Raw genomic sequence first — 11,271 nt, forward strand, 5'->3', positions numbered from 1 at the left:
TTCCAGTGCCATGACGTGTAGCGTTAGCCCCGGAGTTTCCGGCCCTGCCTTGCAAGGGCAGTGGGCGATGGGCAGAGGGATGTGTCATGGCGCAAACGCTATTCAAACTTTTCTTTACCCAGCGTCTGGCTGCTTTGGCCGGTACCGAGTCGTTACGCGCGATCCGCGAAGGGCTGTTGTGGATCCTGCCGTGCCTGTTGGTCTCGGCGTTTTTTCTGATCCTGTCCGAATGTGCGCGGGTGTTGGGTGTTGATCGACAGGTCGTGGCTTTTCTTGCGGGGCTGCACAACCAGATCAGCTCGGTGATCCCGCTGCTGGTGGCCGCGTCCATTGGTTATATGCTGGCGATCCAGTATCGCCTGCCGCAGTTGCCGGTGGCGTTCCTGTGCCTGGCCCATGTCGTGGTGGCCACGTATATTCTGCGCGAATACCCGCGTGCTTCGGCGACCTTCGTGCTGTTTATCGCCATCGCTTCGCCGCTGTTGAATGTGCCGGCCATTGCCTGGCTGCACCGCTACCGCTGGACGCGCCTGGTCAATGAGGACCTGGTGGGGCACAACCTTAGAGGTACGATCAATATGGTGGTGCCTGGCGCCATCACCGCGCTGGCGCTGGTGGTGGTGCTGTCCTTGCTCCTGCAGGTGCCCTATGTGGCGCAGTTGCAGGGGCCGCAGGTGCTGGATGCCCTGGAGTCGCCTTACGGCAGTGGTTTGTTTACCACCCTGATGAACTCGCTGTTGTGGTTTTTTGGCATTCACGGCGTGTACGCCCTGCAGCCGTTGTTCGATGTGCTGGACCAGGCAGTGGTGCTCAACGGTGCCGCATTGGCGGCGGGCGAGCCGATCAAGTATGTGCTCAACAGCGGCCTGCTCGGCAGTTTTGCCTTTATCGGCGGCTCGGGCGGCGCGTTGTGCCTGTTGCTGGCGATCCTGCTGTTTTCCAAAAGCCAGTCGATGCGCCTGGTGGCGATAGCGAGCTTGCCGCTGTCGTTGTTCAACGTCAGTGAGGTGTTGCTGTTCGGCTTGCCAATCATCCTCAACCCACGCTTGTTCATCCCTTTTCTGGTGGTGCCCGCCTTGAACGCCATGGTGGCGCTGAGCGTGGTGCAACTGGGGTGGGTGTCCCCGGCGGTGGCCAGTGTGCCGTTCACCGCACCGGTGCTGCTCAATGCCTACCTCAGCACTCATGGCGACCTGGCGGCGGTGGCGTTGCAAGTGACGCTCCTGGGGCTGGGAACCCTGGTGTATGCGCCCTACGTGCGGGCGATTCATCGCCAGCCCGCCGAGGGTGGCACGGTGTATCTCAAGTCGCTGGACATGACCTTTCGTGGCCTGGAAGAAAAAGGCCGCTTGCGCGAGCTGGACCCGGTGCTGGCATCCCACAAAGTCCTGGCGCGCCAAGCCAACGAGCTGAGCCGTATCCAACAGATCAGCGACTATGAGTTCTATCTCGAATTCCAGCCGCAAGTCTCGACCCGCACCGGCCTGTGCACCGGTTGCGAAGCGTTGATGCGTGCGCGGGACGCCCAGGGCACCGTGCATTCGCCGTGGGAGTTCCTGCAGTGGCTGGCGCAGGCGCGGTTGATGCCGGATGTGGATGTGTGGGTGGCGTCCCAGGCGGTTCGCCAGTACCAGAAATGGCAAAAGCTGGGCTTTGCCTTGCCGATGACCATCAATATTTCCAGCGCCACCCTGACCGACGCCGGCTACGGCGAACGCCTGGTGGAGATCCTGGCCCAGGCCCACGGGCAGGTGTCGGTGGAAATTACCGAAGACGCGCTGGTCAGTGATATCCAGGCCACGCGCCACACCATCCAGAAGTTGCAGGCCATCGGCGCCAAGGTCTATATCGACGATTTCGGCACCGGTTTTTCGGCCTTGAGTTACCTGCACCAGTTTCCCGTGGATTTCATCAAAATCGATCGCAGTTTCGTGGTGGCCCAGCACGACCCCAAGGGCGCCCAGGTGCTGACCGGCATGCTGCGTTTTTGCGAGGCGCTGAACCTGGGGGTGGTGGTCGAAGGGGTCGAGACCGCCGAGCAGCTGGCCTTCTTGAATACCGGCACCGAGTTGTTTATCCAGGGCTGGTATTTCAGTAAGGCACTGCCGGGCGATCAGGTGGAGGGTTTTGTGCGCGAGCGCGTGGCCCTGGCCGACACCTAGGCTGATTCGTAGCCGCGTCGCGTCTGTTCGATTTCCTCGATCAAGCCCTCGATGCCCGTGAGGCGCGCTCGGTTGTCGTGATCCCAAGGGTGGAAACCCGGTTTGAAGTAGTGCAGCCACGGCCGCAGCATCCGTGGGAAAACCCCCTTGGGGCCATACAGAAACTTCAGCATGCGCCAGAAGCCCTTGAGCAGCCCACCCGCCTTGCGGTCGGCGATCAACAGGCGCAGGTGGAAGTCCAGCACCACCAGCCAGAAGAACACCGTGGTGGTCAGCATTGTGCCGGTGCGCAGCAGGTAGCGCTTGGGGCCGGGCTTGATCACCGTGTTCCACACATCAAACGCTACGGCCTTGTGCTCGGTTTCTTCGAGCGCGTGCCAGTACCACATCTGTTGGTAGCCCTTGAGCGAATCGCCGAAGCGCGTCGGGTCGCTGAGCAGGATCTCGGCAAGCATCGCGGTGTAATGCTCAAGGGCGATGGTGATGGCCAGGTTGAAGGCCGGCGGGCAGTGTTTTTTTTGCAGGTCGAGGATGAATTTCAGGCGCCGGTCGAGGGTGTGTGCCGGCAGGCCGGCGGCCTGCATCAGGTCGTTGTAGGCCACATGTTCGCGGCTGTGCATGGCCTCTTGGCCGATGAAACCCTGGATCTGCTGTTTCAATTCAGGATCATCGATGCGCTGGCGGTAGTGGCGCACGCTGTCCATGAAAAACAGTTCGCCTTGGGGAAACAGCAGCGATAACGCGTTGAAGAAATGCGTGATGAACGGGCCTTGTTCATGCCAGTCCTTGATGCGCTCGGCAGGCAGGGCAAAACGGAGGTCGCGGCGGATGGGCAGCATAGTGCGTGCTCCTGTTCAGAGACGGGTCTCGTCGTTGGTTTCAAACACCGGTCGGCGTTGCTTGGGTGCCATGCGCTTGCTGGCGAACACCACCAGCGCTTGGTAGGCCGCCGGCAGGCAACGGGCGAGCAGGTCGAGGAAATACGCATCGCGGCCGATCAGTACGCGGCGTTTGTTCTTACGCACGCCGTGCAGGATGACCCTGGCGGCCTGATCGGCGTCGGTGATGAAGAGTTTTTCGAAGTCGGCGCGGGCCTGTTGTTCGCTGTGGATCAGGAAACCGGTCATGTTCGCGTCGATGCGGCTGCTGCGGCAGATATCGGTACGGATGCCGCCGGGGTGTACGCAGGTGGCCGATACGCCGCAGCGTTGCAGGTCCAGTTCCTGGCGCAAGGCTTCGGTAAACCCGCGCACGGCGAACTTGCTGGCGTTGTAACCGCTCATGCCGGGTTGGGCAAACAGGCCGAACACGCTGGAGGTGTTGATCACATGGCCGTCGCCGCTGGCCTTCAAGTAAGGCAGGAAGGCCTTGGTGCCATGGACCACGCCCCAGAAGTTGATGCCGATAATCCATTCCAGGTCGGCATAGTCCACGCCTTCCACGGTACTGGACAGCGCCACCCCGGCATTGTTGAACACCAGGTTGACCTGGCCGTGCTCTGCCACGCAGCGCGCGGCCCAGTCCTCCATGGCCTGGCGATCGGACACATCCAGCACTTGGAGGGTGATGATGACTGGCGCCAGGGTCGAGGACTTGATCAGGGCCAGGGTTTGTTCCAGCCCCTGAGCGTTTTTGTCCGCCAGCGCCAGGTGGCAACCTTCCCGCGCCAATGCCAGGGCCAAGGCGCGCCCCATGCCGGATGCCGCGCCGGTGATGGCCGCCACGCGACCGTTGAATGTTTTCATGACAACCTGCCTTCTGCGCTGGGATAGGGCGCCGTGGCAGGGCGCGCGGGTGGGCTGACCGGCAACTGCTCGGTCACATAGTCCTTGAGCGCAAACTGGCGGGTGACCTGCTTGAAGCGCCATGTCGAGCCGGGCCACAGGGTGGTGTTCTTGCCGGTGCGAGGGTCGAGGTACCAACTCTGGCAGCCGCCGGTGTTCCAGATGGTGCGCTTGAGTTTGTCTTGCAGTTGGCGGTTGTAGGCCTGTTCCACGGCAGGTTTGACGTCCACCGTGGCGATGCGCTGACGCTGCATGTGTTTGAGCGCGTCAAGGATGTAGGTCACCTGAGCCTCGATCATCAGGATCATCGAGTTATGCCCCAGGCCGGTGTTGGGCCCGATAATCAGGAACAAATTGGGATAACCCGGCACCGTGGTGCCTTTATAGGCATGGGCACCCTCGCGCCAGGTGTCCATCAGGTCCACGCCGTCACGCCCGATGATGCAATCGCGGGGCAGCGGGTCGCTGGCCTGGAAACCGGTGCCGAAGATCAGGCAGTCGGCCGGGTGCTTGATGCCGTCGGCGGTGATCACGCCATCGGCTTCGATGCGTAATACGTGGTCGGTGATCACCTCGACGTTGCTGCGCGACAACGCCGGGTAGTAGTCATTGGAGATCAGTACGCGTTTGCAGCCGATGGTGTAGTCCGGCGTCAGGGTTTTGCGCAGGGAAGGGCGTGCCACTTGCTTGTACAGGTGGCGCAGGGCGATCTTCTGCACCATTTTCATCAGCCGCGGGTGCAAGGCAAAGCCCACCACGCGACCTTCCAGAGCCCAGTAAAAAGCCCCGCGTACCAGGCGTTGCGTGAAGGGCAAGTGCTTGAACAACCAACGTTCGAGCGGGGCAATGGCGCGGTCGGGCTTGGGCATTATCCACGGCGGGGTGCGCTGGAACAGATCGAGGTGGGCCACCTGCGGCGCAATCTGCGGCACGAATTGAATGGCGCTGGCGCCGGTGCCGATCACCGCCACGCGCTTGCCTTTCAAGGAGTAGTCGTGGTCCCACTGCTGCGAGTGGAAGCGTTTACCCTTGAAGCTGTCGAGCCCCGGAATATCCGGCAACGCCGGGCGCGACAAGCCGCCCATCCCCGACACCAGCACCCGCGCACTCACCTGGCGGCCATCGCTGAAGCTCAATTGCCAGCGTTGCTGCTGCTCATCGAACACCGCCCGTTGCAGGGCCATGCCAAACCGCAGGTAGGGCGCCAGTTCGAAGCGCTTGGCGCACTGCTCAAGGTAGGCGCGGATTTCGGCCTGAGGCGCGAACTGCCGCGTCCAGTCAGGGTTGGGCGCAAACGAAAACGAATACACATGGGACTGCACATCGCAGGCGCAACCGGGGTAGTGGTTGTCCCGCCAGGTGCCGCCGAGGGTGTCGGCCTGCTCGGCGATAAAAAAATCGTTGAAGCCGGCTTCTTTTAACCGGATCGCCATGCACAGGCCGGCAAAGCCCGAGCCGATGATGGCAACGTCGATTGAATCACTGTGGGCATTCATAGGCGGTCCTTGGTGGGCATCGGATGTGCTCCTGTTTTTGTTGTGTCTTTTAGATAGAACACCATTGCAAAGGAAAATTGAATTAATTATTTTAAAAAAGATTTTAAATAATCTACCTGAAAATACCGCCTGCGCCAGGTTCTTGTTCCGAATGTGCGACTTGTCCGACGGACGCGCTCAGCTGGAACGAGATCCGAATCCAGGGCGCGCGCGGTGGCTGCGGTCTCGATCAATTCCGGTCAGGTCGCCAGCGGCAGGGATGCAGAGGACCGAGCTATGGCTGTGGAGTGGGTTGCCGCTGCGGCGGGTGCAAGTGCGGTGTTGTGGGCGTTGAGTGCCTGGATGACACGGCGCATTGAAGCGGCCGTTCCAAGCGACGGGCGCTACGTGGAGGTCGATGGCGAGCGCTTTCATTATGTTGAAGAGGGCAAGGGCCCGCCGCTGGTGATGATCCATGGGTTGATGGGCAGCAGTCGCAACCTGACCTATGCCTTGTCCGGCCAGTTGCGTGAGCATTTTCGGGTGATCACTCTCGACCGTCCGGGCTCGGGTTATTCAACTCGCCATAAAGGCACGGCGGCAGACCTGCCGGCCCAGGCACGGCAGGTGGCGGCGTTTATCGACAGGTTGGGCCTGGATAAACCGCTGGTGCTAGGGCATTCACTCGGTGGCGCGATTTCCCTGGCGCTGGCCCTTGACCATCGCGAGTCGGTGTCGGGCCTGGTGCTGGTGGCGCCGCTGACCCATCCCCAACCGACCTTGCCACCGGTGTTCTGGTCGCTGGCGGTGCGCCCGGCCTGGCTGCGGCGCTGGGTGGCCCACACCCTCACGGTGCCCATCGGGCTGTTGACCCGAGGCGCGGTGGTCAAGGGCGTATTCGCGCCCGACCCGGCCCTGCTGATTTCGCCACTCGCGGCGGCGGGCTGCTGGGCATGCGCCCAGGCAACTTTTACGCAGCCTCCAGCGAAATCGCCCTGGTCAACGATCACCTGCCGGACATGGTCAAGCGCTATGCGCAACTGAGCTTGCCCATCGGCCTGATCTATGGCGCACGCGACAAGGTATTGGACTTTCGCAAGCACGGGCAGGCGCTCGCCGATAAGGTGCCGGGCCTCAAGCTGCAGCTGGTGGAAGGGCGCGGCCATATGTTGCCGATCACCGCCACGGCGCGTGTGGTCGAGACGGTGCTGCAGGTGGCCAAACGCGCGAAGCCGCCGCAAAACGCCAAGCTGCTGCACGCGCCTTTTGCGTTGGTGAACAAATAATCTCGGCCTTCATGGCGGGTTGTACGGTCCGAAATGCTTGCCCTAGAGACCTGACCAAAGCGCTGAAAAAGAGACTGGTCGGTCATCGTAAAAAGGCCTTGAAAAAGTAGTTGACGACCTAACGATTCCGCGTTATTTATTTAAAAAAATATTTCAATATTTATTTTGAAATGATTTTTTGCAGTGCCTAAGAGCGAATAAAAATGAAAAAAACGTCTTTTATCGCATGGTTGATTTCCCGGAGTACCCAGTACTCCCTGAACCTGTTTTTCCTGCCTGTTGCCAGCGTGCGGAGGCTGCCATGAACCAGACTCTGGCAGCGCCAAGCGTATGGGCCGATGGCAAGCGCCATCTGTGGTGGCTGGGCATCATGCCTCTGGCCACGCCATTACTCTCCGGGGCCCTGGCCATCTCCACCGGTATCCAGCAGCTGTGGTGGGTCGGCGTATTGGTGATCTTCGGCCTCATCCCGCTGATCGACGGCCTGCTCGGTGAAGACGTGAGCAACCCGCCCGAATCCGCCGTCAGCCACCTTGAATCCCAACGTTACTACCGCTGGATCGTCTACACCGGCGTGCTGTTGGTGATCAGTTCGGTGATCATCACCGGTTGGCTGGCCGCCGGCGGCATAGAGTGGATCATGCAGGGTGGCCTGGTGCAGGCTACCGCCAGCCTCGACCTGTCCAGTTGGCTCTCCCACGTGGCGAGCTACATTACCGCCCGCACCCAGCTACATGGCACGCCCAGTGGGTTTACCTACCTGGGCATGGCCATGTCGACCGGTGCGGCCACCGGTATTGCCATCAACACCGCCCATGAGCTGGGGCACAAGCCCAACGCACTGGAAGTGTTCCTGGCCAAGGTCACGCTGGCGCCGACGTTCTATGGGCACTTCTACACCGAACATAACCGCGGTCATCACGTGCGTGTTGCCACCCCGGAAGACCCTGCCAGCTCGCGCCTTGGCGAAAGTTTCTGGGCATTCCTGCCGCGTTCGGTGTGGTTCAGCGCCCACTCGGCGTGGAACCTGGAGCGCGAACGCCTGCGCAAACTCGGCCTGCCGGCCTGGCACTGGAAGAACGGTGTGCTCAGTGCCTGGATGTACAGCATAGTGCTGTGGGGCGCGATGATTGCCTGGCTGGGGGCGGCGGTGATTCCGTTTTTGCTTATCCAGGGCATCTACGGGTTCTCGCTGTTGGAAGTGGTGAACTACGTCGAACACTACGGCCTTAAACGCCAGAAGTTGCCCAATGGTCGTTACGAGCGTTGTTCGCCTCGGCATTCCTGGAACAGTAACCGGATTGTCACCAATATCTTTCTGTTCCAATTGCAACGGCACTCCGACCACCATGCCAACCCGACCCGTAGTTACCAGTCGTTGCGCCACTTCGATGAATCGCCGCAACTTCCGTACGGTTACGCGAGCATGATTGTCTGGGCTTATGTGCCGTACTTGTGGCGCAGGCGCATGGACCATCGGGTGCTTAATCATTACGCCGGGGATATCAGGTTGACCAATCTTCAGCCGTCCCAGCGTTTGAAGTATCTGGAGAAATACAGCGGCAACGCCAAGCCGTTCTAAACACGTTGCACGTTATATGTGTACTCGGGGCTTAATCGCCGCGCGGGTAGTTATCGCCCCGAGAAAGTGGTTTGACCCGAACAACAATAATTAAAGGGAAGGACGTACACCATGCAAGCACCTGCCAAGTTCACCGCCCATGTGCTGTTGGCCGCACTGGGCCTCATTGCCTATCACCAGGCCCAGGCCGCACGCATCGAACCGGCCGGCAGCGCCTTCACGGCCCAGGGCCCCATCAGTTTTTCAAAGGGCAAGCTGATCAGCGCCGATTGCACCATCAAGGTGGCCGGCAACGTTGCGGCTGATGGCTCCTCGGTCAATGTCGACAAAGTCGAGTTCGACGGCGGCCTCAAGTGCAGCCGGGTCGAGGCCATCAACTTACCGTGGGTACTGGTTGCCAAAGACACAAAAAGCGGCTCGATGTCGAAGATCAGCGTGGATGTGCACGCCTTCGGCCTGGGGGGCAAATGCGGTCCTTCGACCGCCGAGGGTACGTGGGATAACGCCACCGGCAAGCTGGAAGCCAGCAATGTCCCGATCGGCGAAGACTGCAAGATCAAGACGGTGTCGATCAAGATGCCACCGAACTTCAAAGTTGTTGAATAACGCGCTTCAGGTGTACAGCGCTCATTGAATTGAAATTTGGCTGGAAAGGGAAGTTCTGCAGTTTCAACGTGACCTCCTCGTTCATGGCCATTACCCCCTGGCGAATGACTCGCCATTACATGTGAGGAACAACAATGAAAAGTTTGAAAACTCTCGTGTCGTTGACTGCTTTGACTGTTTGCATGGGTGCGGCTTCCATGGCGAACGCCGTCAGTATCGCTCCCGTCAGCAGTAATTTCTCCGCCTCCGGATCGCTAACGGTGAAGTCGCCATCCTCTTTTCAACTGCCCATCACGTGTGACGTGAAGTTTGATGGTTCTGTGAATACGGTGGGGGTTGCGAGTATCACCAATGTCACCGTCTCCGGCTCTAACAGCTTGTGCAAACTGCCTAAGATCACCGGTGTGCCGTGGACACTGACTGCCACCAGCCTGAGTGGTACTGCGGGCGCCGGGAATGTGACCAACGTTGGCTACACCATTCCGGCCTCTGTGTTGTACCCCGCTTCTAACTGCGGTCCATCGACCGTCACGGTGGCCTACAACAATAGCACTGGCGCGCTGACCAGCAGCCCGACCAGTCAGCCGCTGGGTTCGTCCTGCACTCTGCAAAGTCTGAGTGTCACTGTGACCACCACGCCGCTGCTGCAGATCGTTCCTTAAGCGTTCTACCGCGCTCGTTGGGCTGATCACCCACGTAAAGACAGGTGTCTCGCAAGAGGCACCTGTTGAGACAAACCATCGGGGTCGACCTGTTGGTGCTGCATAAAAACAACAAAGGAGTGGAGCATGAATAATAAAAAACCACAGGCGCAAACCTTCCTGGGGCTGGCATTGCTCGGTGGGTTGATGGTTGCTGCCGGCTCTGCCCAGGCGGGGGCATACATGACGCCTACTACCAACGCCGCCGGTTGGGGCCGTGCCTTTGGCGGGGGGTCGTTGTTTAAAAACGACCCGTCAGCGGCCTATAACAATCCGGCAGCAATGGCATTTATCGACAAGAACATCTCTCAGTTCACGCTCAACTACGCAAATATCGACATCAAGTACAAGGGCAGCGCGTACGACTATTCGGGGCGACCCACTTCGTCCACGGTCTTGGATCCTGACTTTAACGCGATCTATAACACACGCACGGGAGACGGCGGACAGGCGGGTTTTGAGGCATGGGTGCCTACCGGCTTCATGGTCATGCCTATTAACGATCGCTTGGCCTTCGGCCTCAGCCAAGTGGTGCCGATGGGGGCGAGGACAAGCTATGACAGTGACTGGAAAGGCAGGGACTTCGCGGTCGATACCAAGATCGAAACGGTCGGAGTGACCGGTTCGCTGTCGTTTAAAGTGACAGACGAATTTTCCATTGGGGGCGGTGCAATTCTTCAGCATACGTCCGGCTTTGTAAGCCAGAACGTCGATTTGTTTGCCGCAGCGGCACAATCCGCAGACTTCGGTTTTACCCCCTTCGCAGCGGGTCAAGGCTTCTCGTTGATGCGTGTCAAAGTCGACAATACATCCTTGGGCTGGTTCGCCGGGATTGCCTGGAAGCCGACGGCTCAAGACACCCTGGGCCTGAACTACCACGCGAAAATAAAGAACAAGTTAGAGGGTAAATACAACATCTACGCCGACGAACAATCTCGGTTACTGATGACCACGCCTGTGGTCGACGGAAAAACCCTCGTAGAGATGGCTTACCCGGGCCTTCATCTTTACCCCGATGGCGCGAATGCTTCCACGCAACTGGATATTCCGGCCAACGCATCCTTCGATTGGGTGCACCAAATCAATGATCGCTGGGGTATCGGCTTTAGTGCCACCTGGACAGACTGGTCAACGTTCAAGGCGCTGACCCTTAAATCCGAGGGAAGCACCATTGTGTCGATACCTTATCGCTACAAAGATGCCTGGCAGTTCTCGTACGGTACTGACTACAAACTGACCGATGACTTCACAGTGCGTGGCGGTGTTTCTTTCGACCAGACGCCTACGCCGGACTCCACCCGTGATCCGCGTATTCCTGATGGCGACCGCACCTTCGTGTCCCTTGGCTTTGGTTACAAAGTCAGCGCAATTCCAGGCTTGAGTGTCGACGGCGCTTATTCCCACCAGTTTGTGGAGACCGTCAAGTTGAGGACCAAAAACGTCGATCGCCTTGGTGGCGCCAGCCTGGACGGCAAGTCAGAGGCGCGTGGTGATGTGGTTAGCGTATCGGCCACTTACGAGTTTTGATCCGGCGACATCCGTGAGACGCCAACAGTTAGCGCATCTCGCTGTTGGCGTGCATCTGGGTGAAGCATCGACGGGTTGCCCACGCGACCCGTTTCGATTTTCTTGTTCAATCAACCTATTGAGCTGACCCGATCAGCCGCTGTTTTTT

General features: G+C 59.5%; 10 protein-coding genes. 7 read left to right on the forward strand and 3 right to left on the reverse strand.

What is annotated here, in order from left to right; all coding sequences use genetic code 11:
* Window positions 1-86 precede the first annotated feature (86 nt).
* Entirely contained in the window at window positions 87-2,162 is a 2,076-nt protein-coding gene (locus AB4O25_RS03515; protein WP_017527959.1) for a PTS sugar transporter subunit IIC/EAL domain-containing protein, read from the forward strand.
* Here the strand turns inward: AB4O25_RS03515 and AB4O25_RS03520 are convergent.
* From AB4O25_RS03520 to AB4O25_RS03530, 3 genes are read right to left on the reverse strand one after another with little or no spacing between them, the layout of a single operon-like run.
* Entirely contained in the window at window positions 2,159-3,001 is an 843-nt protein-coding gene (locus tag AB4O25_RS03520) for a metal-dependent hydrolase (protein WP_017527958.1), read from the reverse strand. The genes AB4O25_RS03515 and AB4O25_RS03520 overlap by 4 nt on opposite strands.
* Before the next feature lie 15 nt (window positions 3,002-3,016).
* Window positions 3,017-3,907: an SDR family NAD(P)-dependent oxidoreductase gene (locus tag AB4O25_RS03525; RefSeq protein WP_017527957.1), complete on the reverse strand. Its 891-nt coding sequence runs from the start codon at window positions 3,905-3,907 to the stop codon at window positions 3,017-3,019.
* Window positions 3,904-5,442: a flavin-containing monooxygenase gene (locus AB4O25_RS03530; protein ID WP_116079570.1), complete on the reverse strand. Its 1,539-nt coding sequence runs from the start codon at window positions 5,440-5,442 to the stop codon at window positions 3,904-3,906. Before AB4O25_RS03530 ends, AB4O25_RS03525 begins: the two co-directional genes overlap by 4 nt.
* A gap of 276 nt (window positions 5,443-5,718) precedes the next feature.
* Between AB4O25_RS03530 and AB4O25_RS03535 the strand changes: the two genes are divergently transcribed.
* From AB4O25_RS03535 to AB4O25_RS03560, 6 genes are all read left to right on the forward strand, one after another.
* A complete protein-coding gene (locus AB4O25_RS03535) occupies window positions 5,719-6,465 on the forward strand; it encodes an alpha/beta fold hydrolase (protein WP_460150492.1) in 747 nt (248 codons plus the stop codon).
* The gene (locus AB4O25_RS03540; RefSeq protein ID WP_460150494.1) at window positions 6,441-6,707 is read left to right on the forward strand and encodes an alpha/beta fold hydrolase; all 267 of its coding nucleotides are present in this window, start codon (window positions 6,441-6,443) and stop codon (window positions 6,705-6,707) included. The genes AB4O25_RS03535 and AB4O25_RS03540 overlap by 25 nt, the downstream gene beginning before the upstream one ends.
* A 301-nt stretch (window positions 6,708-7,008) precedes the next feature.
* A complete protein-coding gene (locus tag AB4O25_RS03545) occupies window positions 7,009-8,289 on the forward strand; it encodes an alkane 1-monooxygenase (protein ID WP_460150496.1) in 1,281 nt (426 codons plus the stop codon).
* A gap of 111 nt (window positions 8,290-8,400) precedes the next feature.
* A complete protein-coding gene (gene praA / locus AB4O25_RS03550; protein WP_017527953.1) occupies window positions 8,401-8,895 on the forward strand; it encodes an alkane oxidation protein activator PraA in 495 nt (164 codons plus the stop codon).
* A gap of 134 nt (window positions 8,896-9,029) precedes the next feature.
* Window positions 9,030-9,557 carry an alkane oxidation protein activator PraB gene (praB, locus tag AB4O25_RS03555; RefSeq protein WP_017527952.1) on the forward strand — a complete coding sequence of 176 codons (528 nt, stop codon included), beginning with the start codon at window positions 9,030-9,032 and terminating at the stop codon, window positions 9,555-9,557.
* Between the two features lie 126 nt (window positions 9,558-9,683).
* Window positions 9,684-11,123 carry an outer membrane protein transport protein gene (locus AB4O25_RS03560; RefSeq protein WP_017527951.1) on the forward strand — a complete coding sequence of 480 codons (1,440 nt, stop codon included), beginning with the start codon at window positions 9,684-9,686 and terminating at the stop codon, window positions 11,121-11,123.
* Window positions 11,124-11,271 lie beyond the last annotated feature (148 nt).

The organism is Pseudomonas sp. S3_A03 (genome assembly GCF_054668275.1).

Excerpts from the sequence above, each read along its gene's own strand:
- praA (WP_017527953.1), top strand. The coding sequence starts at position 8,401 with ATGCAAGCACCTGCCAAGTTCACCGCCCATGTGCTGTTGGCCGCACTG.
- AB4O25_RS03560 (WP_017527951.1), top strand. The coding sequence starts at position 9,684 with ATGAATAATAAAAAACCACAGGCGCAAACCTTCCTGGGGCTGGCATTG.
- AB4O25_RS03515 (WP_017527959.1), top strand. The coding sequence starts at position 87 with ATGGCGCAAACGCTATTCAAACTTTTCTTTACCCAGCGTCTGGCTGCT.
- AB4O25_RS03540 (WP_460150494.1), top strand. The coding sequence starts at position 6,441 with ATGGTCAAGCGCTATGCGCAACTGAGCTTGCCCATCGGCCTGATCTAT.
- AB4O25_RS03535 (WP_460150492.1), top strand. The coding sequence starts at position 5,719 with ATGGCTGTGGAGTGGGTTGCCGCTGCGGCGGGTGCAAGTGCGGTGTTG.
- AB4O25_RS03530 (WP_116079570.1), bottom strand. The coding sequence starts at position 5,442 with ATGAATGCCCACAGTGATTCAATCGACGTTGCCATCATCGGCTCGGGC.
- AB4O25_RS03525 (WP_017527957.1), bottom strand. The coding sequence starts at position 3,907 with ATGAAAACATTCAACGGTCGCGTGGCGGCCATCACCGGCGCGGCATCC.
- praB (WP_017527952.1), top strand. The coding sequence starts at position 9,030 with ATGAAAAGTTTGAAAACTCTCGTGTCGTTGACTGCTTTGACTGTTTGC.
- AB4O25_RS03520 (WP_017527958.1), bottom strand. The coding sequence starts at position 3,001 with ATGCTGCCCATCCGCCGCGACCTCCGTTTTGCCCTGCCTGCCGAGCGC.
- AB4O25_RS03545 (WP_460150496.1), top strand. The coding sequence starts at position 7,009 with ATGAACCAGACTCTGGCAGCGCCAAGCGTATGGGCCGATGGCAAGCGC.